Below are 25,942 nucleotides of genomic sequence, written 5' to 3'. Positions count from 1 at the left end.
GTGGCGGCGGCAAAAGTGGCAATCAGTGAAATCACTTGACGGTGCATGTTATCTCCCGGCCGATCTGGCGGCTCAGCAGCTCGCGTATCTCGCGCGCGATGTTCCAGGCATGTCGCGGCAGGGTCACGGCGCAGTCGACCGAATTCATGATGGTGGCTGACGGGTCGGACAGCGCGCGCGAATCAGGAACGGCAACCAGCACTTCCGGATCGAGGGTACCGTCGGGCTGGAGGTAGCGCACGGTTTCCTCGTCCGGATCATTGTAGGAATACTCGTCGGGCACGCCCAGCGTATGGGCGAACTCGTGGGCGAAGGTCCACGGCGTTGTTGATACCGAGACGTCGATATCCGGAAACTCGACCTGCTCGCGGTCGTAGCTGCGGTGGATGATCAATTTGTAGTCGCTGCCGCCCTGCACCCAGCGCACTTCGTAGCGGAGCGGGAAACTGCGGGTACCGCACTGCGGGTCGTGTATGTCCAGGGTGAAGCGGCCATTCCAGAACTGATCGATTCCCTGCTCCATGCGTGCCCGCGTCGCGGTCACTTCGGCCGCGGTGACCCCGGCCTGTGGCATCGGCTGCACCTTGATCGACACCACCACCTCGCCCTGCGCATGCAGCGGGATTTCGATGCGGTAGCTGACCGGGAAGGCGTAATCGTGCTTGTCACCGTTGACGTCGTACGCCTCGTAATAGCGTCCGTCCACATCGCGATCGATCCGGGTATCGTGATCGTCCACCCAGCACTGCGGCGCCGCCGGCTCTTCCGGCGCGGGCGTGCCGGGCGGTGCGAACGGCGGCGTCTGCAACGGCATCGTCTTCAGCAGCGGCGCCACGATGCCCGCCACCTTGGCCAGCGCACCCAGCGCGGCCTGCCCACCACCACCCCCACCACCGGCGACGACATGCGCCCGCTGCTGCTTGCCCGCCATCAGCGCGCAGCCGCAGCTGGCCTTGTCGCCGTCGCGGGCGACCGGCTGGCCGTCGATGACCAGGGTGCTGTCACCGGTCACGATCGAGCCGGGCCCGTGCCGGGCGCACATCACCCGATCGCCGACGCGTGCCACGGCGCGGCCTTCGATATCGGTGTGCGGGGAACCTGTCAGTACCGAACCGCCCGTCTGCAGGGCGTCACCTACCACGATCAGCATCCGTGACATCGTTGCGCGGCCACTCCATGGCCAGTAGTCGTTGCGAATCAGCCGGCAATCGTACCGCAGCGCGCACGCCAACAGGATGATGCATTGCACAAAAACCGGACCGGTTCCGGTTAGAATCGTCTCCAGGATGCCGCAAGGCGTTGTTTCTTCACGCCCTTTCCCTGCCCCATGCGCATCCTGAACTCCTCCCCTCCGCCAACGATCCCGCCCCCATGAAGAAATTTGGCAAGGCCCTGCTCGCCCTGCTCGTGCTGCTGTTGCTGGCCGCCGCGCTGTTCCTGTACTGGCCGCTGACCCAGCGTTCGGTGCCCGCCGCCAGCAACGACAAGCCCGTCGACGTTGTGCTGGTCGGCGCCGGCATCATGAGCATCACCCTGGCCACCTACCTGCAGGAACTGCAGCCGGACTGGAACATCCAGGTCTACGAACGCCTCGACGGCGTTGCCGGTGAAAGCTCCGATGGCTGGAACAACGCCGGTACCGGCCATTCGGCGTTCGCCGAGCTGAACTACACCCCGGAACTGCCCGATGGCAGCATCGAGACCAAGCGCGCGGTCGGCATCGCCGAATCGTTCGAGGTCTCGCGCCAGTTCTGGTCGCACCAGGTGAAGGAAGGCCGGCTGAGCCAGCCCAGCGACTTCATCAACCCGACCCCGCACATGAGCTTCGTCTGGGGCGATGACAACATCGCCTACCTGCACAAGCGCCAGCAGGCCCTGGTGAAGAACCCGCTGTTCTACGGCATGCAGTACTCCGAAGATCCCAGGCAGATCCAGCAGTGGGCGCCGCTGCTGATGGAAGGCCGTGATCCGAAGCAGAAGGTGGCCGCGACCTGGATGCCGCTCGGCACCGACGTCAACTTCGGCGTGATCACCCGCCAGCTGACCACCGGCCTGCAGCGCAGCCCGAACTTCAGCCTGCACCTGAACCATGAAGTGAGCGCGCTGCGGCAGAACGCCGACAAGAGCTGGAACGTGACGGTGAAGGACCTCAAGGCCGGCACCGAGACCACCACCCACGCCCGCTTCGTGTTCATCGGTGCCGGTGGCGCCGCGCTGAAGCTGCTGCAGATGTCGGGCATCCCGGAGTCGAAGGACTACGCCGGCTTCCCGGTCGGTGGCCAGTTCCTCGCCTTCCAGGGCCAGGACGTGACCTCGCGCCATGGCGTGAAGGCCTACGGCATGGCCGAGACCGGCTCGCCGCCGATGTCGGTGCCGCACCTGGATGCGCGCAAGCTGGACGGCAAGCCGGTGGTGCTGTTCGGGCCGTTCGCGCTGTACAGCACCAAGTTCCTCAAGCACGGCTCGTGGTGGGACCTGTATTCCTCGGTCACCCACAACAACGTCGGCCCGATGCTGGAAGTGGGCAAGGACAACCTGGACCTGGTGCAGTACCTGATGGGCCAGGCGCGGTTGAACGATGCCGACCGCCAGGCCGAGCTGGTCAAGTACTTCCCCAACGCCAAGCCGGGCGACTGGAAGCTGGTCACCGCCGGCCAGCGCGTGCAGATCATCAAGCGCGACCCGCTGAAGGGCCCGGTGCTGCAGTTCGGTACCGAGATCGTGACCGACAAGGACCACACCCTCGCCGCCCTGCTCGGTGCCTCGCCGGGTGCCTCGACCTCGCCGCCGATCATGCTGGACCTGATGACCAAGGCCTTCCCGGAGCAGATGAAGGCCGGCTGGGAAACCCGCCTGCGCGAGATCGTGCCGTCATACGGGCGCAAGCTCAATGACAGCGCGGCGCTGGTGAACGAGATCCGCACGCTGACCAGCCAGACCCTGCACCTGCCGTACCTGGAGGTGCCGGTGGATGCCAATGCCGCAGCGCCTGCACCGGCAGCGGTTCCGGCCCCGGTTCCGGCACCGGCCAAGGAAAAGCGCAACGCCAACGAGGAACTGCAGGCGCTGTAAGCCCGCAGCATCCCCGGTAGTACACGGACGGACGGCCACCTTCGGGTGGCCGTTCGCGTTTGCGCGGATGAGGCCTGCCCGCTGCCATGCGCCCGAATGGCCCTGCGTATTGATGAGAATTGTAATGTTGTTAAGAATTATTTACATTTGCGCACTGCGCAGTGACCGCGCCTCTCCCAGATGGACCTGACGTGCCCGAAGCCGCCGCCCCGGGTGCTGGACGACTGTGCCGCCCTTCCCCGCCTCCACGCTTCGAGCCCACCATGTCCCCGAACCCGCATGACCGCCTGCCCCGCCGCGCGCTGCTGCCCGCTGCCCTGCTTTCGTCGTTGGCCCTGCTGTCCGCACCCAGCGCATTCGCGGCCGCCGATGGCGCTGCCGACGCCAAGACCCTGGACCGGGTCAGCGTCCGCGCCGAACAGTCGGCACCGCCGTCCAGCTCCACCCGCCTGCCGATCACCCTGCAGGAAACTCCGCAGTCGGCCACCGCGATCAGCCTGCAGCGCCTGCAGGACGAATCACTGTTCAGCATCAACGACGTGATGCGTACCGTGCCCGGCGTCAGCGTGTCCTTCTTTGACACCCAGCGCCCGCTGTACTACGCGCGCGGTTTCGCCATCACTGATTTCCAGGTCGACGGCATTCCCACGTACAGCGGCTCCACCAACCAGGAATACGACACCGCCTTCTACGACCGCATCGAAGTGATCCGCGGCGCCAACGGCCTGCTCAGCGGTGCGGGCGTGCCGTCGGCCACGGTCAACCTGCTGCGCAAGCGTCCGGGCAAGGAGTTCGACGCATCGTTCTCGGTCAGTGCCGGCAGCTGGGACTACCGCCGCATGCAGGCCGACGTGACCGCGCCGCTCACCGATGATGGCCGCTTCCGCAGCCGCGTGGTGGCCGCCTACACCGACCGCGGTCTGTACTACGACCGCTACGACGAGACCAAGATGGCGGGCATGGCGGTGCTGGAAGGCGATATCACCGACAGCACCACCCTCACCCTCGGTTACCAGAGCCAGGACAACAACCCAACCGGCTCGACCTGGGGCACTGTCGCGTTCTTCGACAACCAGGGCAACTTCGCCCATCTCGCGCGCTCGACCAACCTGTCGCCGAAGTGGAGCTACTGGAAGCGCGAGAGCAACACCGCCTTTGCCAATCTGGAACAGCGCTTCGGCGAGGACTGGCTGTTGAAGATCAACACCGCCTACACCCGTGGCAACGTGCAGAACGTGCGCCTGTACGGCACCGGCTACCCGGACCCGAACTCCGGCGCGGGCATCTACCTGCGCGCTGCCGCTGGCGATTCCAAGGATACGCGCCGCAACGTCGACGCTTACCTGACCGGCACCTTCCCGTTGTTCGGCCGCGACCATGACCTGACCGTGGGTGCACAGTGGTCGGACCTGGAAGGCACCACCAATACCGTGGCGCTGAACTTCCCGGGCGACTGGGCGACCTGCGGCCGTGAGCGCTGCTACTACATCCCCAACGTATTCAACTGGGACGGCGACATCTCCGAAGTGACCTACAGCCGCACCGGCGCGCGCCGCGTGGCCAAGACCACGCAGAGTGGCGTCTACCTGGCCACCCGACTGCGCCTGGCCGATCCGCTGTCGCTGATTGCCGGTGCACGCCTGAGCCGCTGGCAGACCCTCAGCCGCTCGTACAACGCGGCCGGGGCCTATACCGGCACCAGCGGCGCCTACAAGGTGAGCGATGAAGTCACCCCCTACGTGGGCCTGGTCTACGAGATCACCCCGAACGTCTCGGCGTATGCCAGCTACACCGAGATCTTCAACCCGCAGAACTACAAGGACCGCAACGAAAACCTGCTGGCGCCGGTGCAGGGCTCGAATCTGGAAGCGGGCATCAAGACGCAGTGGTTCGATGGCCGCCTGACCGCCAATGCCGCGGTGTTCGAGGCCAAGCAGGACAACTACGCGGTACGTGACATGAGCGTGCCGGAAGGCACGCTGAGTGATGGCAGCTCGGCCTACATCGGCATCAACGGCACCAAGGCGCGCGGCTGGGAGATGGACGTCAACGGCGAAATCCTGCCGGGCTGGACGGTCAACGCCGGCTACACCCACGTCAAGGTGACCCGGGCTGCCACCGACCTGCTGTACGCCAACCCGCCGGAGAACCTGCTGCAGCTCAACACCCAGGTGCAGCTGCGTGGTGCGCTCGATCGGCTGAGCATCGGCGGCGGCCTGCAGTGGCAGAGCCGGGTGCAGGGCTACAACATCGCCTATCCGCTGGGTGGCACGGTGACGGTGAACCAGCCGGCGTACTCGCTGGTGCAGTTCAATGCCAACTACCGCATCAGCGACAACTGGACCGCGACGCTGAGCGTGCGCAACGCGCTGGACAAGACCTACTGGGCCAACCTGGACTACAACAACTTCGGCGAACCGCGCTTCGTGGCGGCCAGCCTGCGCTGGAAGTTCTAAGCGACCCGCGAACCGGTGGGTGCCTGGTGGGTGCCGACCGTCGGTCGGCACGCCCTCCACCACGACTCACGGTCGTGGCCTGCCTGAATGGGCCCGCCTGCGCGCGGGCCCTTCTTTTTGCTGCGCTGCGGGTTGCACACCCTTCCATAATTATGTCGTAATTATCTCAACGCCAATCGGAAGCCGGTCGATGAACCCGAGCTGGGATACGTTGCAACGCAGCCGCCGGGTACGCCTGGAGCGCGCTTCGCGCTGGGCCCGCGGCCATGAGGTCGCGGCCGCCGATATCGGCGAACTGCTGCACGCGCTGCTGGAGCCGGGTGACAAGGTCTGCCTGGAGGGCAACAACCAGAAGCAGGCCGACTTCCTCGCCCAGGCACTTGCCGACCTCGACCCGGCACGGATCCACGACCTGCACATGGTGCAGTCGGTGCTGTCACTGCCTTCGCACCTGGATGTGTTCGAACGCGGCATCGCCTCCAGGCTGGACTTCTCCTTCTCCGGCCCGCAGTCGGTGCGGCTGGCCAACCTGGTGGCCGAAGGCCGCATCCAGATCGGCGCCATCCACACCTACCTGGAACTGTTCGGCCGCTACTTCATCGACCTGACCCCGCGCGTGGCGCTGGTCGCAGCACAGGCCGCAGATCGGCACGGCAACCTGTACACCGGGCCGAATACCGAAGACACCCCGGTGATCGTCGAGGCCACGGCGTTTGGTGGTGGCATCGTGATCGCCCAGGTCAACGAAATCGTCGACACCCTCCCCCGCGCCGACATCCCTGCTGATTGGGTCAACTTCGTGGTGCAGGCGCCGCGACCGAATCACATCGAACCGCTGTTCACCCGCGACCCGGCACAGATTTCCGAGATCCAGGTGCTGATGGCGATGATGGCGATCAAGGGCATCTACGCCGAGTACGGCGTCAACCGGCTCAATCATGGTATCGGCTTCGACACGGCCGCCATCGAACTGCTGCTGCCGACCTACGCCGAATCGCTCGGGCTGAAAGGAAAGATCTGCCAGCACTGGGCACTCAATCCGCACCCGGCGTTGATTCCGGCGATCGAATCAGGCTTCGTAAAATCGGTGCATTCGTTCGGCTCCGAACTGGGCATGGAGAAGTACATCGCCGCACGAAGCGATGTGTTCTTCACCGGCGCCGATGGCTCCATGCGCTCCAACCGCGCGTTCTCCCAGACCGCCGGCCTGTATGCCTGCGACATGTTCATCGGCTCGACCCTGCAGATCGACCTGCAGGGCAACAGCTCCACGGCCACGCGCGACCGCATCGCCGGCTTCGGCGGCGCACCGAACATGGGCTCGGATGCGCGTGGCCGCCGCCACGCCAGCGACGCCTGGATCAAGGCCGGCCAGCAGGCCGCCCGTCCCGGCGAGATGCCACGCGGGCGCAAGCTGGTGGTGCAGATGGTGGAAACCTTCCGCGAACACATGGCACCGGCCTTCGTCGAACGTCTGGATGCCTGGGAACTGGCCGAACGCGCCGGCATGCCGCTGCCGCCGGTGATGATCTACGGCGACGATGTCAGCCACGTGCTGACCGAGGAAGGCATCGCCAACCTGCTGCTGTGCCGCACGCCGGAAGAACGCGAACAGGCGATCCGCGGCGTGTCCGGCTATACGGCGGTCGGCCTGGGCCGCGATCGCGCGATGGTCGAGAACCTGCGCGACCGTGGTGTCATCCGCCGCCCCGAAGACCTGGGCATCTCCGTGCGTGATGCCAGCCGCGATCTGCTGGCGGCACGCTCGGTGAAGGATCTGGTGCGCTGGTCCGGCGGTCTGTACGACCCGCCCAAGCGCTTCCGCAACTGGTAAGGGGCTGAGCATGGAAACCCTCGACTATCGATTCGAAGGACGCACCCCGGTGCAGTTCCCGCGCGATGCGGTGCTGGTCGGCGTGTTGGCCTCGGGCAACCTGGAAATCCTGCTGGAGCCGGCAGAGCTGGAGGGCGCGATGTCGGTCCGCATCGTCACCGCCGCGCAGGGCTTCGGCTGCGTATGGGAGGCGGTGATCGGCGATTTCGCGCATCGCCATCCGCTGCGCGATGTACGCATCTCGATCAACGACGCCGGCGCCACCCCGGCGGTGGTCAGCCTGCGCCTGGACCAGGCGGTGGAAACCCTGCTGGCCGGAGGTACGCCATGAGCCACGTCCAGCGCCACAGCTACTACGAAGCCGATGCGCGCGAACGCATTGCCGGGCTGGTCGATGCCGGATCGTTCCGCGAGTTCCTGGGCCCTGCGCGACGGATGATGAGTCCGCACCTGGCGCAACTCGACCAGCCAGCCGCATTCGACGATGGCATCGTCGTCGGCGAAGCCACGCTTCGCGGCAAGCGCGTGCTGCTGGCCGCGCAGCAGGGTGAATTCATGGGCGGCGGTGTGGGCGAAGTGCACGGCGCCAAGCTGACCGGCCTGCTGCGCCGCGCAGCGGCGACCCGCCCCGATGGGGTGTTGCTGCTGCTTGATACCGGCGGCGTACGCCTGCACGAAGCCAATGCCGGCCTGATTGCCATTTCCGAGATCATGCGCGCCACCCTGGATGCACGCGCTGCGGGCGTCCCGGTGGTCGCGCTGATCGGCAGTGGCAACGGCGCGTTCGGTGGCATGGGCATCGTTGCCCGTTGCTGCAGCACGGTGATCATGTCCGAGGAGGGCCGGCTGTCGCTGTCCGGGCCGGAGGTGATCGAAACCGTTCGCGGCGTGGAAGAGTTTGATTCCCGCGACCGCGCGCTGGTCTGGCGGGTGACTGGCGGCAAGCACCGCTACCTGATCGACCAGGCCCAGGTGCTGGTGCCCGATGCCATCGGGGCGTTCGCGCAGGCGGCATTCGATGCGCTGCTGGTGGACACCGCCAGCACCGATGCCGATGCCGCACTGAATGCCCTGCAGGCACGTCATGCCGCATTGAAAGCACGCGTGCAGGCCTGGGGCGGATGCCGCGATGGTCTTGAGATCTGGTCGCTGCTGGGCATCACCGAACCCGAGCGGCTGCCGCTGCTGGACACCGACGACTTCCTCGCCGTCACCGCTGATCGGAGCCTGCCATGAGCCTGCCCCTGCGCGCGCTGCTTGATGCGCTGTTTCCGCGTGGCCACGCCGTTGCCGTGGAGGACTCGGTGCTGACCGGAACCGCCAGCACCGACGACGGCGAGGTGACCGTGATCGGCACCGCCGACAAGCTCGAAGTGGGCGTGGACCACGCACTGGCACTGGCCGAAACCGTGCTGGCCAGCACCGCCGCACATCCCCATCGACCGATCGTGATGCTGGTCGACACCGCCGGCCAGCGCCTGGCACGCCGCGACGAACTGCTCGGCATCAACGGCTGTTTCGCGCACCTGGCGCAGACGCTGGATCTGGCCCGCCGCCGTGGCGCCCGCCTGGTCACCCTGGTCTACGGTGAGTCGGTCAGTGGTGGCTTCCTCTCGTTCGGCCTGATGGCCGACCACATCCATGCCCTGCCCGATGCGCAGGTGCGGGTGATGGACCTGCGCGCGATGGCGCGGGTGACCAAGCAGCCGCTGGAGAAGCTGCAGGCACTCAGCCAGAGCTCGCCGGTATTCGCGCCGGGCGTGGAGAACTACGTGGCGATGGGCGCGGTGGATTCGATCTGGAGCGGCGACCTGGCCGCACACCTGCTGCAGGCGCTGCGTACGCCCACCGATGGCGACCGCCGCGCCGTGCGGGGTGCCGAACGTGGCGGACGTCGCCTGGCCGCAGCGGTGGCCACTGCGGTGAGCCAGGGCGATGCCTGAGCGCTTGCCCCGGCATACGCTGGTCTGGCTGTCGGCACACGCGGCCTGGCAGGCCGACATCGCCCCGCATGAGCCGCGCTTGGCCAACTGGTTCGCGCAGGGCCTGCCGGCCATCGTCGCCCGGCGTGCCGCCGACGATGCCGATCCCCGGCTGCGCCTGGGCGTACCGCTGCCGCCGGCCGAGGGCAAACTGCGCCTGGCCCTGCGCGTGCCGGCACGCGATGTGCTGCGCAGCGCACCGCCACCATCACTTCATACGGTGCTGGAAGGCAACGTTGCGCAGGACTGGCAACGCCCCCTGCAGGCACTGCACGGCATCGCTGCGGCGCATGTATTCGGTGCCTTCGCGTGGCAGCACCTGACCGGCCTGCACTATGTGCACGCGCGTTCGGACATCGATCTGCTGTGGCAGATCAACAGCAGCGCACAGGCCGATGCCCTGGTTGCACGGCTGCAGGCCTGGGAAACCGAACACGGCCGCCGGGTCGATGGCGAACTGTGCCTGGCCGGCGATGCCGCCGTGAACTGGCGGGAGTACGCGGGACGCAGCCGCGAAGTGCTGGTCAAGCGCCACGACGGCGCCGCCCTGGAACTGCGCGAGTCCGTGTTCGCCCCCGCCGGGGTGACCGCATGAGCGCCGTCGCGCAGCCGACGGTCCGGCCGGCAGCTGCCGCGGACAGCGCGCGCCTGGGGCGCCTGGCCGTCGCCAGCCTGCACGCCGAACTGGCGCTGGCGCCCAAGCCCGGGCTGGTCACGCCATTCGACAGCGGCAGCCATCACGACATGGACGCCGGCACATTCCTGCGCAGTCTGTTCGCGCTGCGCCACTATTTCGCTGCCGTGGCCCACCTCGGTGCAGCCGGGGCGGACTTCGATGCCCTGCGCCGATGTGGCATCGCCGCCGAAGCGGCGATGCTGCGCGCGACCGCCGGCATCAATACCCATCGTGGCGCGATCTTCAGCCTCGGTCTGCTGGTCGCGGCCGCCGCTGCCTGCCGTTCCCGCCTGGGCCATGCCACCAGCGGTGAGCGGGTCTGCCTGGAGGTACGTCGCTGGGCGGGGCACTTCGCACATGCCCCGCTGGATGCAGGCAGCCCAGGCCAACGTGCGCGCGTCCGGCACAACGTGCCCGGCGTGCGCGAACACGCCGCTGCAGGCTATCCGCTGCTGCGCGAGGTGGCGTTGCCCACCCTGCGCCACGCGCTGGCCAATGGCCTGTCACGCGAAGCCGCGATGTGCCACACGCTGATGCAGCTGGTCGCACACACCGAAGACCTCAACCTGCTGCATCGCGGAGGCGCTGAAGGCCTGCGCTGGGCACGGCAGCAGGCCCACCGTTTCCTGGCCGACGGCGGCGCCTTCGCGCACGATTGGCGGCCGCGCCTGCGACAGATCGCCGATGCCTTCGTCGTGCGTCGCTTGAGCCCCGGCGGCAGCGCCGACCTGCTCGCCTGCAGCGTGTTCCTGTTGCATCAGGAGGGCTCATGAGCCTGGCCCTGCTCTGTCCCGGACAAGGCGCACAGCATCCGGCGATGTTCGATCGCGTGCGCGGCCTTGCCGCCGCACAGCCGCTGCTCGATGCCATCGGCGAACTGCTGGGCCGCGATGTGTTCGCCGCTGCGGCGGCCGACGACCGTTTCGACAATGTGCAGGCGCAGCCCCTGCTGTGCGCAGCCAGCCTGGCGCACTGGCAGGGCCTGCGCGAGGTGTTGCCGACGCCGACGGTGATCGCCGGCTACAGCATCGGCGAGCTCGCCGCGCACGCCATCGCCGGCAGCTTCGACACCACCACCTGCCTGGCACTGTCTGCGCAGCGCGCGCGCCTGATGGACGCCGCCAGCCCCCGCGATGCCGGGCTGCAGGCAGTGCTGGGGCTGGACCGCGATGCCACGCAGCGGTTGTGCGACACGCATGGCGCCTTCATCGCCATCGCCAATGGCCATGACCACTTCATCGTGGGCGGTGCACAGCCGTCGCTGCACGCGTTGGCGGCAGACGCGCAGGCCTGCGGCGCGGAAATCCGTCCATTGCCGGTCCATGTGCCCGCACACACGCCGCTGCTGGCCGGTGCGGAAGCACCGTTTGCCGCAGCGCTGCGGGCCGCGCCGGTGCATGCGCCGCGGCTGCCCCTGCTGGCCGGCGTCGATGCCCGCCCGGTGCGTGATGGCGCCGCCGTGGTGCACACGCTGTCGGCGCAGCTGGCACAGACCATCGAGTGGGCGCAGGTGATGCGCCAGGCCTTCGAGCGCGGCGCACGGGTGTTCCTGCAGCTGGGCCCGGGCAGCGCGCTGGCGCGCATGGTCGCGCCGTCCTATCCGTGCTGCGAAGTGCGCGCGGTGGAAGAGTTCCAGAGCCTTGAGGGTGCCGCGGCGTGGGTCCGCAGTGCGCTGGAGCGGCTGCAGTAACGGGTTCGAGCAGTACGTATCACGCAACACGCCGTACGTCGCCTTACCCCGGGATGGCGGGTCTCCATCCGCGCTGTACGTGAGTCACGTGTCTGGGAGGGCGCATGAGTCCACAAATCGCAACGATCATCGGCCTGGTGATCATGTTCATCGTCGCCACGGCAATGCCGATCAACATGGGCGCCGTCGCTTTCGCGCTGGCCTTCATCATCGGCGGGCTATGGGTCGACATGGGAGGCAAGGAAGTCCTGGCCGGCTTTCCAGGCGATCTGTTCCTGACCCTGGTCGGCATCACCTATCTGTTCGCCATCGCGCAGAAGAACGGCACCATCGACCTGCTGGTGCACTGGGCAGTGAAAGCGGTGCGCGGCCATATCGTGGCCATTCCGTGGGTGATGTTCGTGATCACCGCGGTGCTCACCGCGTTCGGTGCGCTGGGCCCCGCCGCGGTCGCCATCATCGGCCCGGTCGCCCTGCGCTTTGCCAAGCAGTACAACATCAATCCGCTGATGATGGGCCTGCTGGTCATCCATGGTGCGCAGGCGGGCGGCTTCTCGCCGATCAGCGTGTACGGCAGCATCACCAATGGCGTGGTGCAGAAAGCCGGGCTGGAAGTAACCGAGATGGCGGTGTTCCTGACCAGCCTGGGCTTCAACCTGATGATGGCGACGATCTGCTTCTTCGCCTTCGGTGGCATCGCCCTGCTGCGCCGCGGCTCGATCACCGCAGCGGGAACGGTCGGCAATGCCGAGCTGGCGATGGCCGGTGGCCCGCAGGCATCGTCGCGCCAGTTCGCGATCGAAGGCCATGGTGCGCTGGTTGCCGCCGGGGGGGGCACCCTGTCCAATGATCCGGTGGCACTGGATGCGGTGAACCTGACCCGCGAGCGGCTGTTCACCCTGATCGGCCTGCTGGGCCTGGGCGTGGCCGCGCTGATCTACAACCTCAACGTCGGCCTGGTCTCGATCACCGTGGCGGTGGCGTTGGCGCTGCTGTCGCCGCAGAGCCAGAAAGGGGCGGTCGATGGCATCAGCTGGTCCACCGTGCTGCTGATCTGCGGCGTGGTGACCTATATCGGCGTACTGGAACATGCCGGTGCGGTGGACTTCATCGGCAATGGTGTATCCGATATCGGCATCCCGCTGCTCGGTGCACTGCTGGTCTGCTACGTCGGTGGCATCGTCTCCGCATTCGCCTCGTCGGCCGCCGTGCTGGGCGCCACCATCCCGCTGGCGGTGCCGTTCCTGATGCAGGGCCACCTCAGCGCGGCCGGCGTGATCTGTGCGCTGGCGGTGTCATCCACCATCGTCGATGTCAGCCCGTTCTCGACCAATGGCGCACTGGTGGTGGCGTCGGCCGCCAAGGAAGAACGCGAGACCCTGTTCCGCCGCTTCCTGGTCTACAGCGGCCTGGTGGTGGCATTGGGGCCGCTGCTTGCCTGGCTGGTATTCGTGGTGCCGGGCTGGATGTAACCACTCAACGGTAGTGCCGGCCGCTGGCCGGCAATCCCATGAAGCCATCCCGCAATCATGGGTTGCCGGCCAGCGGCCGGCACTACCTGGCGGTACACTTCCACCATGGCCATTGCCCCTGCTCCACGGTCCCCGAAGAAGCGCGCCCCTCTGTATGAAGAGGTGGCCGAGCATGTGCGCGAGCGTATCTACGATTACCGGCTGCCGCCGGGTGAGTGGATCGACGAGCCCGCGCTGTGCGAGGAACTGGGCATCAGCCGCACCCCGCTGCGCGAAGCGCTGAAGCTGCTGGCCGCCGAGGGCCTGGTGCAGATCGATGCCGGGCGTGGCGCGCGGGTCACCCGGCTCACGCTGGAAGACCTCAACCAGCTGTTCCCGGTGATGGCGATGCTGGAAGGTCGCTGCGCGCATGAAGCTGTCAGGCATATCGACGATGCCGGCGTGCAGCAGCTGGAAGCGTTGCACGCGGCGATGGAAGCGGCGGCGGCCGAGGGCAACATCGCCGAGTACTACCGCAACAACTACCTGATCCACGAAACCGTGCAGCACTACGCCGGCAACCCGTGGCTGATCCGCATCACCCATGACCTGCACCGCATCCTGAAGATGCATCGCGGCCGCCAGCTGCTGACCCCGGGCCGTACCGCGCAGTCGCTGGCCGAACACCGCGAACTGATGGAGTGCTTCCGCCGCCGCGACGCGCAGGCCGCTGAACGCACCATGGAGCGCCATCTGCTGAGCCAGGGCCAGGCATTGGCTGCCTATGTGGCAGCGGGCGGGCTGCTGAACGTGCCGGCGCCGTTGCCGACCGCAGGCGGCGGCTGAGCGGGCTGTCGTCGCCTTTGTAGAGTCGAGCCATGCTCGACTGCTTTTCGATCAGGCATCGCGGCGTTGGAACGAAGGGCAGTCGAGCATGGCTCGACTCTACAGAGGCCTCAATCGCCGCAGCTGCCGCCGTCACTGCCACCACCATCACCGCTGCAGTCGGAGCTGCTGTGGCCGTGATGGCTGTGGTTGTCACTGGAATGGCCTCCCGAGTAGTCGTAGGCGCCGCCGAGGCCGTTATCGCCCCGGCTGCCGGAGCCATCGGCGGTGGCCACCGCCATGCACAGGATCGCGCCGACCAGCGGCAGCAGCCAGACCAGCAACAGCTGCACCGTACGGCCGCCTGCCGACAGGCCGTCGCGCCGGACAATGAGCACCGTGGCGACCAGATTCAGGCCCAGCACCAGCAGGACCAGCAGAAGGGCGAGGATCAGCATGCGGCGGTTCCGTGCCTGGACTGGCCGCATTATGCCGCCCCGCCCCGGCATTGGCCCTGCCTGTCATGAAGATGGGACAATGTAGGGCGCGCCGGCCTGCCCCGTGGCCGCCGGCGCCCCCCGCACCACACGGAAGAAGAAGAACAACAACATGCTGAAAGTCATTTTCGATACCGACCCGGGCGTCGACGACGCCCTGGCCCTGCTGTACCTGCACAAGCACCCGCAGATCGACCTGATCGGCGTCACCACCACCTTCGGCAACGCCTCGGTTGAATCGACCACGCACAATGCGCTGTACCTGAAGCAGACCTGGGGCTTTGCCGCCCCGGTCGCGCGCGGCGCGGCAGGCCCGCTGCAGCCGGAAGCCACTCCGGAAGCGTGGCCGGTGCACATCCACGGCCACAACGGCCTGGGCAACCACCCGGTGCCGGCGCAACTGGACGTAGCCGCCGACGCGCGCCCGGCCGCGCAGCTGATCATCGACCTGGTCCGCGCCCACCCGGGCGAAGTGACCCTAGTTGCCGTGGGCCGCATGACCAACCTGGCGCTGGCCCTGCAGCAGGCCCCGGACATCGCCGGCCTGGTGCGTGGAGTGGTCCTCATGGGCGGTGCCTTCCACGTCAACGGCAACATCACCCCGGCCGCCGAGGCGAACATCTGGGGCGATGCCGAAGCGGCCGACGTGGTGTTCACCACCGATTGGCCGGTTACCGCGATCGGGCTGGACGTGACCACCCGCGTGGAAATGGACCGTGACGGCCTGGACACGCTGGCCGGGATCGGCGGTGCCGATGCCGAGCTGGTGCGCGCGCTGTCGCAGGACTACGTGGACTTCTACCTGCAGGCCGGGCACAAGGGCATGGTCGTGCACGACTGCTGCGCCTGCATCGCGCTGACCCGCCCGGAACTGTTCCAGTTCGAGCGCGCCAGCGTGCGCGTGGCCACCGACGGCGTCGCCCGCGGCATGACCATTCCCAAGCCGGAAGGCATGGGCTTCGGCCCCAGCGTATGGGATGGCCACGTGCTGCAGTCTGTCGCCATCGGCGTGGATGCGGCCGCCGTACTGGCCGACATCGAGCAGACCCTGAAGGTCTGATCGGCTAACGCCTGGCCCTGCCCGGGACCGTCTCGGGCAGGGTCCACAGCACCGGGAGCACCAGCACCGCCACCAACGCGATCATCGCGCCCGGCGCTGCCGCCCAGCCGCTGCGTTGCACCCACCATTGCGCCAACCACGGTGTCGCACCGCCGAACACGGCCGTAGCCATGGTCACCCCCAGCGCCAGCCCGCTGACCCGGCCTTCGCCGGGGAACTGCTCGGCCGTGGCCGGGGCCGCCACCGCGCTGACGCCACCGGCCACGCAGGCCAGCAGGACCGCCGCCAGCGCGATGCCCCATGCCGTTGCCTCCGCCATCCACGCGAACAGCGACAGCGGCAGCAGCGCCGCCAGCACAGTCAGGCCCAACAGCATCGGCCGTCGCCCGACACGGTCGGACAGTGCGCCGCACAGCGGCGTGATCGCGATCACCGCCACTGCCGCAATCGTCGACAACCACAGCGCGTCGCCTTCATCGTGGCCCTGTGCATGCAGGAAGGCCGGCACATAGGTGATGCCCACGTAGTAGGTGATCGAGCCCAGTGCGGAGATCGCGAAGGTACGCGCCACCGCCCGCGGATGATGGCGCAGCACGTGCCGCAACGGCGTGGCCGGAATACTGCCCTCGCGGCGCTGGCGCTCGAACTCGGGCGACTCGTGCATGCCCGAGCGCGCGACGAGGATCACCAGCGCCAGCGCCGCGCCGACGAAGAACGGAATGCGCCAACCCCAGCTGTCCAGCTGCGCAGGTGCCAGCAGCGCCACCGTCGCTGCCGAGATCGCCACCGCCAGCAGCGCACCCACTTCACTGGCGGCAGAGGCCAGCGAGGTCACCAGGCCGCGTCGCCGTTCCGGCGCGCTTTCCAGCAGATACGCGACCACACCGGTGTATTCACCGCCCACCGAGAACGCCATCACGCAGCGCAGCACCAGCAGCAGCACGCCGGCGGTGGTGCCCGCCGTTGCGGCGGTCGGCAGCAGGGCGGTGGCCAGCATCGCTGCCGCCATCAGCGCCATCGAGGCCAGCAGCATCCAGCGCCGGCCCAGCCGGTCACCCAGGTGGCCAAAGCACAGCGCGCCGAGCGGACGCATCAGGTAGGACACCGCGAAGCCGGCCAGGGTGACCAGCATCGCCTGCTCGCCACCGCCAAAGAACACCCGCGACAGCACCGTGGCGAAGTACAGGTACAGGGTGAAGTCGTACCACTCCACCACCGTGGACAGGCCGGCCACCCACATCGAGCGCTGCCGCGCCACGGTCATTTCATTCATGGGCGGAGGGTGTCATGCGCCGGGTGAAACGCGGGTCAGGACCGGCCTACATGGCGCGGAACGCACCCAGATAGCGGCGGCTGACCGGCAGTACGTCATCACGACCGCGCAGGTACAGCTGGGCGGTCTCGTTGTCACCGCGCACCAGCAGCTTCACCGCGTGCCGGTTGACCACCGCCGAGCGGTGCACCTGCACGAAGCTGTCCGGATCCAGCTGTTGCACCAGCTCCTTCAACGGCAGCGTGATCACCGCCTCGCCGGGACGACCGTCGTCGTCGCGCCAGCCGACCTGGGTGTACTTGCTGTCGGCGCGCAGGAAATCCACCGCGCTGCAGGGAATCACCCGCAGCACGTTGCCAACCTGCGCGTGCAGCCAGCGCAGCGGCGTCGGCGCCGGCAGCGACAGGCGTTCGGCCAGCTGCTGCAGCTGCTTCTGCAGGTCCTGCAGGGGCGGAGGTTGCTGCAGGCGCTGCTGCAGCCGTTGCACCGTATCGTGCAGGCGCTGTGCATCCACCGGCTTCACCAGGTAATCCAGCGCGCCCTGCGCGAATGCCTGCACCGCATACGCGTCGTAGGCGGTGACGAACACCACCTGCGCGCGCCGCGCGATGCGTGCGGCGACGTCGATGCCGGACAGGCCGGGCATGTGGATGTCGAGGAAGCAGACCTGTGGCTGCAGGGTTTCGAAGGCCTGCAGCGCCTCGCGCCCATTACGCGCCTGCGCCACCACCTGCAGCTGCGGCCAAGCCTGCGCCAGCTGTGCGGCCAGCGCCTGCCGCAGCAACGGTTCGTCGTCGGCAATCAGTGCGTTGGCGATCACGCGGGCAGCTCCCGCGCCGGCAACCGCAGGCGCGCGATCGCGCCGCGCTCTGGGCCCGCCTGCAACTGCAGGGACGCGGCATCGCCATACAGCAGCTGCAGCCGCTGGCGCAGTGTCTGCAGGCCGGTGCCCAGGCCCGGCGCCACAGCTGACAGGCCTCGGCCGTCGTCAACCACACAGACCTCGCAACACGCCCCGTCGCGCCGCACCTGCACCACCACCTCGCCACCGTCTTCGCAGGGGTCGATGCCATGGCGGATCGCGTTCTCCACCAGGGTCAGCACGGACAGGCCCGGGCAACCCAGCGCGCGCACCTGCTCGGCAACATCCAGGCGGAACCGCAGCCGATCCGGCATCCGCATATGCATCAGTTCCAGATAGGCGCTTACCAATGCGATCTCGTCCTCCATCCGTACCACCGGCTGCTGCAGGCGTGGCACGCTGCCGCGCAGGTAGGCCACCAGATGGCGCATCACCACCGATGCCTGCGGTGAACCGCTGTCCACCAGCGCCTGCAGGTTGGCCAGGGTGTTGAACAGGAAATGCGGCGCAACCTGCCGTTGCAGCAGCTGCACGCGAGCTTCCAGCGCCTGCCGCTCCAGCTCGCTGCGTTCCAGCGCGAAGGCCAGGGCCTGGTGCCTTGCCAGTGCGTCCTTGTGCCTCACCAGTGCCGCCAGCGCCACCCACGGTGCAACCAGCAGGCCAACCACGTTGAGGGTCAGGAACCCGGTCCAGCGATCTGCGTCCTGCCAGAATGGCGGTGCGCCCGCGTCGGTGCCCGCAAGATAGATCATCAGGGTTCCCAGCGGAATCACCGCCGCCACCGCGAGGATCTGCACGACCCAGCGTGACAGCCACCGCGGCAGCGATCCGGGCCAGCGCTCCAGCACGGTGAACACCAGCATCGCCGCCAGGCCCAATGCCAGCGCGCGCGGCAGCACCGTCCACCACGGATGCCAGTCGATGACCAGCAGCGCGCCGAGCGCGAGCGAGATGCCTGCGCACCACAGCGTTCGGCGCAGCAGCGAAACCGGCGGTGGCGACAGCACATCGGACATGGCCGGCAGCATAGCGCCTTGCCGTGCACCCACGTCAGCCGGCCGCAAGCGGTGGCCACCACATCAGTGCCGCCGCGGCGAGGCTGCCGGCCAGGGTGGCCACAGCCGCAACCAGCAGGACCACGCCGACCCGCCAGGCATGCGCCGCCCCTGCAGGGCGTTGGGCACGCAGATACAGTTCCAGCACTGCCAGGGGCAGAAGGGTCTGTGCAAACGCCAGCACGGTCAACGCGGGGCCGGTGAAGGTTTCCGGATCGAAACCCGCCGGCCCCTGGTTGAGCAGCAGCCACAGCATCAGGCCGATGCGGAAGAACCACACGCCCCCCACCGCCAGGAACAGGCGCAGCGCCCATGCGCGGTGCTCACCCAGACGTTGCTGGCGTGCGCGCCACCACGTGGCCACCGCGAACCACAGGATCAGCAGGGCATTGAGCGAGGTGCCCAGATGCTGCGAAACATCACCGGCAGCGCCACCGCGGACCCACACCATCGCCAGGCCACCCAGTGCCAGCAGTACCGCGGCCAACACGTAGAGCCGGCCGTTCCAGCGGTGCACGGCCGGTGCCCAGCGCCGCAGCGCTGGCCACAACTGCAACCATCCCCCCAGCACGATGCCCGCTGCCAGCAGCAGGTGCAGCGCCAGCACGGCGTTGAAGGTGGTCGCCCCGGCGACGTAACCGTGCGGCATCACCTCGTTCCAGCGCAGTGGCTGGCCCGCCAGCGTGCTGCGTCCGTAGAAGCCCACGATGTAGACGGCGAACAGCAGCTGCCCGAGTGCGGCACTGCCCAACCAGGCCAGGGCTCCGATACGCAGCAGGCGCTGGCGGCGCGATGCGGGCACCTGCCCGTCGCGCAGCGCCCGGCGTGTGGTGATGGCAACAGCAGGCAAGGACATGGCAGCGCTTCCTTCAGGGAGTTCGCCATTGTTGGTCGTTGCCACGGGCATGGAGGCGGTGACCGCGATCAGTGACGGCCAGCGCCGACCAGTGACGCCAGGCGGCGATCGCTGGTTTGGCAACCCTGTTCCGGTCAGGGAGATGCGGCTGCCTGCATGTACTGGGTTTCATGGCCGGTGAAGCGTTCACCGTCAAAGCCGAAGCAGAAGCGGCCTTCCTCGAACACGCGATAGACCAGCAACGCGCCATCGAGGCAGAACTGCGGCTGGTCCACGCCCGTCTCCAGAGTCCCGTAGCCGGTAGCCTCTCCGCCCTTCCCCGCTGCTCCGGTGAAGGCATCGATCGGCAGCGGTGTTGCCTCGCCGGTGCGGGTATCGACCAGCACCACCGTGCGCTGGAAGTACTCAGGGCGATCATCGATCTGCACCAGCAGATAGTGCTGGTTGAAATTGGGCTTCTGGTTCTGCAGCGCATCCTCGATGCGCGCGCGATGCCGCGCATCGCAGAAGTCGACCGGGCTGTAGCGGTAGCTGCAACCGTCGTGGTCGTAGGGCAGGTTCATGCCGGCATAGCGGACGCTTCCCTCACTGTCCACGTCGTGCCCCGGTTCCGGCGTGCTGCACAGCAGCCACGAACGCTGCGCATCCTCGGGGTCGGCCATCAGTTTCGGCTCGCGCCCTTCTTCGTAGGCGGCACCGCCCGGAAAATCCCGCCCGATGCGCTGGCGGACAACGGAACGCGCCTTCTCCAGCGGCAGGCCGATCTTCGCCCCACGGAACGACACGAACGTCATTGTCGGCAGGATCACCTCATCCACCGGCAGCCCCTTCCACTGGCCCTGTACGCAGAACGTGGCGATCTCGTTCTCCGCGTCCTGCCGGCAGGGCGTTGGCGCATTCGCGGCCAACCAGGGGTGGGCCGGGCGATCAGTCTGTTGATCGATGTACCAGCCCTCCAGCGCACACGTCGGCAGGGCATCGAGCAGCGGGGAGAGGTCGGTGCTGGCCACTGGCGCGGCAACCGGCGCGTCAGCCGCGGGTGCTTCGCCGGGCACCTCCGGTGTGCGCTGGCAACCGGTCAGCAGCAGTGCACCGACCAGCAGTGCGACGTAGCGTGGCCACCCGCGTGAGTGATGTGCTTCCTGCATGGTGCCTTTCCCTGTTTGAGAATCCCGTGCAGATGATCTCTGATCCGGGGCCAGTATGAATGCTGGATGCAAGGCGATCTTGCTGGATGACCTGGAGCTAACGGGAGTGCAGGCTTCCCACCCGGTAAGCGCCGTAGGCATCGAGGATTCTCTGCATCCGCGCCTGCTGCTTCACGCCCATCGACACCCGCTGCACGCGCTTCAACAACGTCTTCCACATGTAGCCGGACCGGAAGAAGTAGGGCCGCACTTCGAGGAAAGTAAGCACTACATCCAGCGTGCCGGGGTCATGCTCGGCCAGCAGTTTCAACGCCTGGTCATAGCCGCCCGGAAAGGCAAGCTGATCGTAGCGCAGTTGATACTCGGCGCAGGCCGCAGCGTGCAGCGCCCGCTGCTCCGGCCCACGCCAACGCGTACCTGCGGTATCGCGGATCACCTGGCGAAGCCGGTTTATCTCATCGGCATTGGCGCGGATCAGGCGTTCCATCGGAGCGCGGGGATGCGCCATGGCTCCTTCCTCCATGAAGGCGTGCGCAGCATCACGGCGCGCGGCGCAAGGTCAGCAGGGTGATTTCGGACGGCACGCCGATGCGCGCAGGGAACCCGGCCCACAGGCCGGCACCGTTGCTCACGTACAGGGTCATGCCGTCCACTTCGTAGCGGCCGGAGACATAGCCGCCATTGGCGCGCTTCACCAGCTGGTCCATACCGATGATCTGGCCGCCGTGGGTATGCCCGGACAGCTGCAGCGTGACGCCGCGCGCGGCGGCCTCGCGCGCATTGCCCGGGCGATGGTCGAGCAGGATCACCGGCGCGGACGGATCGGCCCCGGCCAGCGCAGCGTCCAGATCCGGCAACGGCAGTCCATAGCGTGCCGCCACCGGGTCGGTGACACCAGCGATGGTCAACGCGGCCTCACCACGACGCACCTGCAGATGGCTGTTTTCCAGCACCTGCATGTGCAGCGCGCGGAACGCCTGCATCCAGTCCTGGTACTGCGCGTAGTACTCGTGGTTGCCGGTGATCGCGATGACGCCGTCCGGCGCATGCAGGTCGGCCAGCGGGTGTGCGTCGTCGCGACGGGCCTCGACGCTGCCATCGATCAGGTCGCCGGTGATCACGATCAGGTCCGGCTTCAGCGCATTGCTCTGCTCCACCACCCTGCGCACCCAGTCGCCGGTCAGCAGGCGGCTGGCATGGATGTCGGTCAGCTGCAGCACGCGGTAGCCGTCGAACGCAGCCGGCAGATCCTTGATCGCCACGTCGATCTGCCGCGGCTTGGGCACCGCCATGCCCTGGCTGACGCCATAGCCGCTGACCAGCAGCGCCAGCACAGCGGCCACGGGACGCAGCCTGGGGGCGCGCAATGCCGATATCGCGCGCGGCCGGCGGAGCAGGCGCGACAGCAGCAGTCCTGCGTCCAGCACCAGCATCACCAGCGCAAGCAGCAGCACCGCCGTCGAGCCGGTGGCCAGCGTGGCGATCGCCAGCTTCGGTATCTCCGGCGAGGCCATCGTGCCCCAGAAGGTGGCGACGATGCGCAGCTGCACGGCCACAGCCACCAGCAGCAGCGACAGCACGACCTTCAATGCGGCGGGCAGGCGCAGCGGCCAGAACAGGCGCCAGGCCACGTACAGGCCCATCAACAAACCGATCGTACTCAGCACTGCAACCATCCAGGAAGAAAAGCGGGCCCGCCATGGTGACGGGCCCGCGTGTCATTGGGTAGAGGCAGCATCACGCCCCGGGCAGGCGCTCCACCCGCAGGCGGGCGATGCGGCGCTTCTCCATCGCCAGTACGGTGATGCGCACGTCGGCGATCTCCACCGCGTCGCCGATGTCCGGCAGGCGGCCCAACCGCTCCAGCACCAGCCCGGAGATGGTCATGTAGTCGGCACTGCGCGGCAGCGAGACGCCCGCCAGGCGCTGCAGGTCATCCAGGGTCAGCGCACCGTCGGCCTCCCACTGGCCTTCGCCCTGCGCGACCACGCCATAGCGCTCGTCCTGGGTATCCACCAGGTCACCGGCAATCGCGGCCAGCAGGTCGTTGGCAGTCACCAGGCCTTCCACGCTGCCGTACTCGTCCACCGCCACCGCCAGCGGCACCGGGTGCTGGCGGATCAGCTCCAGCGCCTGCAGCGCACTGGCACTGGACAGCACGTACTGCGGCTCGCGCAGGTTGCCTTCCAGCTGCAACGGCCTGCCCTGCAGCAGGTCGGCCAGCAGGTCGCGGCTCTGCACCACGCCACGCAGGCTGTCCAGATCGCCGTCGCCGACCAGCAGGCGGGTATGCGGCGAGGCCACCAGGCGCGCCACCACATCGTCCTGCCCGCGTGCCACGTCGATCCACTGCACGTCGGCACGCACAGTCATCACGCTCGACACCGGTCGATCGGCCAGCCCCAGCACGCTGCGGATCATCTCGTGCTCGGCCGGCTGCAGCCGCTCTTCGGCATCGGCGTGTGCGTCCTCGCTTTCGTCGTCGTGTCCGTTGGCCGGACGCGCCCCCAGCATCCGCAGCACGGCGTCGGCGGTGCGCTGGCGGAACGGCTGGCGCCGCTCGTTGCGCTCGCGGTTGAAACGCACCCACTGGTTGAACGCTTCGACCAGGATCGAGAAGGCAATGGCCGCGTACAGGTAGCCCTTCGGGATCTTGTAGCCCAGGCCCTCGGCCACCAGGCTGAAGCCGATCATCAGCAGGAAGCCCAGGCACAGCACCACCACCGTGGGATGCTTGTTGACGAAACGGGTCAGCGGCTTGCTGGCCACCAGCATCAGCGCCATCGCGATGGTCACCGCGGCATACATCACGCCGAGGTTGTCGACCATGCCGACCGCGGTGATCACCGAGTCCAGCGAGAACACTGCGTCGAGCACCACGATCTGCGCCACCACCATCGCGAAGCTGGCATAGACCTTCTTTCCATCCTCGTGGTGCTCGCGGCCTTCCAGCCGTTCGTGCAGTTCCATCGTGCCCTTGAACAGCAGGAACAGGCCACCGCCCAGCAGGATCAGGTCACGCCCGGAGAAGCTGTGATCGAACAGCGTAAGCAGCGGCTCGGTCAGCTTCATGATCCAGGCCAGCGCCGCCAGCAGCACCAGCCGCATCAACAGGGCCAGGGTGAGGCCGATCACCCGTGCGCGGTCGCGCTGGTGCGGCGGCAGCTTGTCAGCCAGGATCGCGATGAACACCAGGTTGTCGATGCCGAGAATGATCTCCAGCACGACCAGGGTTGCAAGGCCCATCCATATCGAGGGGTCAGCCAACCATTCCATTTCAGGTCCGTTTCGTCAGTAGGTAAGGGAGAAAAGCAGTCATTCAATCGGCATCCTGCGCCTGCGCCGGGTCATGACCGAGCAGGTCGCCGGGCGTGCACTGCAGCTCGCGGCAGATCGCATCGAGGGTGGAAAAGCGGATGGCGCGTGCCTTGCCGGTCTTCAGGATCGACAGGTTCGCCAGGGTGATGTCGATGCGCCCGGCCAGCTCGGACAGGGTCATGCCCCGTTCCTGCAGCATGCGGTCGAGGGTGATGACGATCGCCATCAGCGCGTGCCCATCAGACCAGACCGTCCAGGTCATCGCGCATCGCCGCGCCTACGGCAAACACGCGTGCCAGTACGAACAGCATCAGCACCGCGACCAGGCCGGTGATCGACATGCCACCGCCGACTTCCATCCAGGTGAAGTCCGGGCCCATCCAGGCCGCGTAGGCACCGATCAGGATCGACAGCAGCTCCATCGCCAGCATCAACCACGCCATGCGCTGCAGGCGCTGTGCATTGGTGTGGGTGAACGGCTGCTCGCGCGCCGCCGAGTCCAGCAGCCGCAGCAGATGACGCAGGAACACCAGGCACAGCACCAGCAGCACGACGATGGCGCCCAGCCCCAGGCAGAAATGCAGGAACAGATCGTTGCCGTGCGCGGCCGCGGCAGCGGCATCATGCACGTTGTCGAGCAGCCAGCGGCGGTCGTGGGCGACGAGGGGAACGGCCAGCAGTGCGGCCAGGATGCCCAGCCAGCACATCGCGCGCACGGCCTGCACGGCGGCCTGGGCCAGGGTGAACAAGCCTCGCGCGGGTCTGGCGCGGGCGGGTCGAGCGGTCAAGCGGCCTCCGGCATTGGGGTGGCATGCCGCCCCGGGATGGATTTATCGATAAACGATATACCACATCCTGCGCGAAAGGCTGAATCGCGGGCGTGGCGCGAACCGCTACCCGGGCGCATAGGGCGTGCAGGTGCCGGCCCGCCGCCGGCACCACCCCAGTGCCATCAGCTCACAGATGCTGGCTGAAGAACGGAATCACCGCCGCCAGTGCCTGCCGGACCGGCTCCGGCTGGTCATACAGGTCGTAGTGCGACCCACCCTCCACCACCTTCAGCTGCTTGTGCTTCGAAGCCGCACGGCCATGGATCTCCAGGCCATCGCGGTAGGCACCAAACGCCCCCGGCTTGTCACCAATCACCACCAGCAGCGGCTGGGTCAGCAGCACTTCGGCCAGATGGAAGGCATCCCAGCCCACCGCTGCACCACGATGCGAGAACAGCGCGCTGACCACGCCGTTGGGCTGCGGCCCGCGCGTGCGGTAGTAGTCCGTGGCCTCCAGCACGTCGATATCGGTGATGCCGGCAGCGCGCCCCTGCTCCACCGACGGTGGCAGGAACAGGTCCACGCGTGCCTCGCCGCCACGCATCTCGGCGGTGCGCTGTGCGGCGATGGCCTCCAGCGAACCAATCGGATCGAAGCCGCCAAAGCCCTCGCGGCTGAGCCGGCCGAAGTTGACGCCGGTGATGCTGGTGACCGCCTTGATGCGGCGCTCGGTCATGGTGGCGTTGATCGCATAGCCACCACCACCACAGATGCCGAGCACACCGATGCGTGCGGCGTCCACGTACGGCAGGGTGACCAGATAGTCGACCACGCGGCGTACATCCTCCACGCGCTGGGTCGGGTCTTCGATCCGTCGCGGTTCACCCCCGCTGGCGCCCTGGAAGCTGGCGTCGTAGGCGATCACCACGTAACCCTCGCGGGCCAGCGCCTCACCGTAGACGTTGCCGGACGTCTGCTCCTTGCAGCTGCCGATCGGGTGCATGCTGATGATCGTGGGGTAGGCCCGGTTGGGGTCGAAGTCCGGCGGAAAGTGCAGGTCGGCAGCGATATGCCAGGCCATGTCCGGGTTCTGGATCTTGACGGTTTCCATGCGGTG

25 protein-coding genes are annotated in these 25,942 nt (G+C 67.6%); 12 read left to right on the top strand and 13 right to left on the bottom strand.

The window, feature by feature from the left end; translation table 11 throughout:
- Nucleotides 1–31: 31 nt before the first annotated feature.
- Nucleotides 32–1,150 carry a PAAR domain-containing protein gene (locus tag VN11_RS21745; protein ID WP_238581859.1) on the bottom strand — a complete coding sequence of 373 codons (1,119 nt, stop codon included), beginning with the start codon at nt 1,148–1,150 and terminating at the stop codon, nt 32–34.
- A gap of 221 nt (nt 1,151–1,371) precedes the next feature.
- Here VN11_RS21745 and mqo point away from each other — a divergent pair, with 221 nt between their 5' ends.
- From mqo to VN11_RS05845, 11 genes are all read left to right on the top strand, one after another.
- Nucleotides 1,372–3,072, top strand: a complete 1,701-nt coding sequence (gene mqo / locus VN11_RS05895; protein WP_053449092.1) for a malate dehydrogenase (quinone) — start codon at nt 1,372–1,374, stop codon at nt 3,070–3,072.
- A gap of 263 nt (nt 3,073–3,335) precedes the next feature.
- On the top strand, nt 3,336–5,528 hold the full coding sequence (locus tag VN11_RS05890) for a TonB-dependent siderophore receptor (protein ID WP_053449091.1): 2,193 nt from the start codon (nt 3,336–3,338) through the stop codon (nt 5,526–5,528).
- A gap of 190 nt (nt 5,529–5,718) precedes the next feature.
- Complete coding sequence (gene mdcA, locus VN11_RS05885; protein WP_053449090.1) at nt 5,719–7,362, top strand: malonate decarboxylase subunit alpha; 1,644 nt, start codon at nt 5,719–5,721, stop codon at nt 7,360–7,362.
- Nucleotides 7,363–7,372: 10 nt separating this feature from the next.
- Entirely contained in the window at nt 7,373–7,693 is a 321-nt protein-coding gene (gene mdcC, locus VN11_RS05880; protein WP_053449089.1) for a malonate decarboxylase acyl carrier protein, read from the top strand.
- Nucleotides 7,690–8,598, top strand: a complete 909-nt coding sequence (locus VN11_RS05875) for a biotin-independent malonate decarboxylase subunit beta (protein WP_053449088.1) — start codon at nt 7,690–7,692, stop codon at nt 8,596–8,598. The genes mdcC and VN11_RS05875 overlap by 4 nt, the downstream gene beginning before the upstream one ends.
- A gap of 2 nt (nt 8,599–8,600) precedes the next feature.
- A complete protein-coding gene (gene mdcE, locus VN11_RS05870) occupies nt 8,601–9,305 on the top strand; it encodes a biotin-independent malonate decarboxylase subunit gamma (RefSeq protein ID WP_053451259.1) in 705 nt (234 codons plus the stop codon).
- Nucleotides 9,298–9,939 carry a malonate decarboxylase holo-[acyl-carrier-protein] synthase gene (mdcG, locus tag VN11_RS05865; protein ID WP_053449087.1) on the top strand — a complete coding sequence of 214 codons (642 nt, stop codon included), beginning with the start codon at nt 9,298–9,300 and terminating at the stop codon, nt 9,937–9,939. Before mdcE ends, mdcG begins: the two co-directional genes overlap by 8 nt.
- Nucleotides 9,936–10,793 carry a triphosphoribosyl-dephospho-CoA synthase MdcB gene (gene mdcB, locus VN11_RS05860; protein WP_053449086.1) on the top strand — a complete coding sequence of 286 codons (858 nt, stop codon included), beginning with the start codon at nt 9,936–9,938 and terminating at the stop codon, nt 10,791–10,793. The genes mdcG and mdcB overlap by 4 nt, the downstream gene beginning before the upstream one ends.
- Nucleotides 10,790–11,710, top strand: coding sequence for a malonate decarboxylase subunit epsilon (gene mdcH, locus VN11_RS05855; protein ID WP_053449085.1), 921 nt, complete (start codon nt 10,790–10,792; stop codon nt 11,708–11,710). Before mdcB ends, mdcH begins: the two co-directional genes overlap by 4 nt.
- Nucleotides 11,711–11,814: 104 nt before the next feature.
- A complete protein-coding gene (locus VN11_RS05850; RefSeq protein WP_006424027.1) occupies nt 11,815–13,182 on the top strand; it encodes an SLC13 family permease in 1,368 nt (455 codons plus the stop codon).
- 105 nt (nt 13,183–13,287) lie between these two features.
- Nucleotides 13,288–14,007: a GntR family transcriptional regulator gene (locus VN11_RS05845; RefSeq protein ID WP_008266401.1), complete on the top strand. Its 720-nt coding sequence runs from the start codon at nt 13,288–13,290 to the stop codon at nt 14,005–14,007.
- A 110-nt stretch (nt 14,008–14,117) separates the two neighbouring features.
- On the opposite strand, the gene VN11_RS05840 is transcribed toward VN11_RS05845, so the two are convergent.
- Nucleotides 14,118–14,444: a hypothetical protein gene (locus tag VN11_RS05840; protein WP_053449084.1), complete on the bottom strand. Its 327-nt coding sequence runs from the start codon at nt 14,442–14,444 to the stop codon at nt 14,118–14,120.
- Nucleotides 14,445–14,595: 151 nt separating this feature from the next.
- Here VN11_RS05840 and VN11_RS05835 point away from each other — a divergent pair, with 151 nt between their 5' ends.
- Nucleotides 14,596–15,543, top strand: a complete 948-nt coding sequence (locus VN11_RS05835) for a nucleoside hydrolase (RefSeq protein ID WP_040009827.1) — start codon at nt 14,596–14,598, stop codon at nt 15,541–15,543.
- Nucleotides 15,544–15,547: 4 nt separating this feature from the next.
- On the opposite strand, the gene VN11_RS05830 is transcribed toward VN11_RS05835, so the two are convergent.
- The 11 genes from VN11_RS05830 to VN11_RS05780 all read right to left on the bottom strand — a co-directional run bounded on the left by VN11_RS05830 (nt 15,548) and on the right by VN11_RS05780 (nt 25,936).
- Complete coding sequence (locus VN11_RS05830; RefSeq protein ID WP_053449083.1) at nt 15,548–16,807, bottom strand: MFS transporter; 1,260 nt, start codon at nt 16,805–16,807, stop codon at nt 15,548–15,550.
- Nucleotides 16,808–16,862: 55 nt separating this feature from the next.
- Nucleotides 16,863–17,633, bottom strand: coding sequence for a LytR/AlgR family response regulator transcription factor (locus VN11_RS05825; RefSeq protein ID WP_080374993.1), 771 nt, complete (start codon nt 17,631–17,633; stop codon nt 16,863–16,865).
- Nucleotides 17,633–18,694 carry a sensor histidine kinase gene (locus tag VN11_RS05820; RefSeq protein WP_238581858.1) on the bottom strand — a complete coding sequence of 354 codons (1,062 nt, stop codon included), beginning with the start codon at nt 18,692–18,694 and terminating at the stop codon, nt 17,633–17,635. The genes VN11_RS05825 and VN11_RS05820 overlap by 1 nt, the downstream gene beginning before the upstream one ends.
- 34 nt (nt 18,695–18,728) lie before the next feature.
- Nucleotides 18,729–19,589 carry a DUF2306 domain-containing protein gene (locus tag VN11_RS05815; RefSeq protein ID WP_053449080.1) on the bottom strand — a complete coding sequence of 287 codons (861 nt, stop codon included), beginning with the start codon at nt 19,587–19,589 and terminating at the stop codon, nt 18,729–18,731.
- Between the two features lie 134 nt (nt 19,590–19,723).
- The gene (locus tag VN11_RS05810; protein ID WP_053449079.1) at nt 19,724–20,737 is read right to left on the bottom strand and encodes a hypothetical protein; all 1,014 of its coding nucleotides are present in this window, start codon (nt 20,735–20,737) and stop codon (nt 19,724–19,726) included.
- 97 nt (nt 20,738–20,834) lie between these two features.
- Nucleotides 20,835–21,245: a hypothetical protein gene (locus tag VN11_RS05805; protein ID WP_053449078.1), complete on the bottom strand. Its 411-nt coding sequence runs from the start codon at nt 21,243–21,245 to the stop codon at nt 20,835–20,837.
- Between the two features lie 31 nt (nt 21,246–21,276).
- On the bottom strand, nt 21,277–22,413 hold the full coding sequence (locus VN11_RS05800) for a metallophosphoesterase (protein WP_053449077.1): 1,137 nt from the start codon (nt 22,411–22,413) through the stop codon (nt 21,277–21,279).
- Nucleotides 22,414–22,474: 61 nt separating this feature from the next.
- On the bottom strand, nt 22,475–24,013 hold the full coding sequence (locus VN11_RS05795; RefSeq protein ID WP_053449076.1) for a TerC family protein: 1,539 nt from the start codon (nt 24,011–24,013) through the stop codon (nt 22,475–22,477).
- A gap of 43 nt (nt 24,014–24,056) precedes the next feature.
- Nucleotides 24,057–24,281: a helix-turn-helix domain-containing protein gene (locus VN11_RS05790; protein WP_005408494.1), complete on the bottom strand. Its 225-nt coding sequence runs from the start codon at nt 24,279–24,281 to the stop codon at nt 24,057–24,059.
- 13 nt (nt 24,282–24,294) lie between these two features.
- Nucleotides 24,295–24,762 (bottom strand): DUF2975 domain-containing protein, encoded by a 468-nt coding sequence (locus VN11_RS05785; RefSeq protein WP_053451258.1) that lies wholly within the window; start codon nt 24,760–24,762, stop codon nt 24,295–24,297.
- A gap of 250 nt (nt 24,763–25,012) precedes the next feature.
- Nucleotides 25,013–25,936 carry an alpha/beta hydrolase gene (locus VN11_RS05780; protein ID WP_053449075.1) on the bottom strand — a complete coding sequence of 308 codons (924 nt, stop codon included), beginning with the start codon at nt 25,934–25,936 and terminating at the stop codon, nt 25,013–25,015.
- Nucleotides 25,937–25,942: the final 6 nt, after the last annotated feature.

The organism is Stenotrophomonas maltophilia (assembly GCF_001274595.1).
Taxonomy (GTDB): Bacteria; Pseudomonadota; Gammaproteobacteria; order Xanthomonadales; family Xanthomonadaceae; genus Stenotrophomonas; species Stenotrophomonas forensis.
This window is presented reverse-complemented; position numbering and strand designations above follow the sequence as displayed.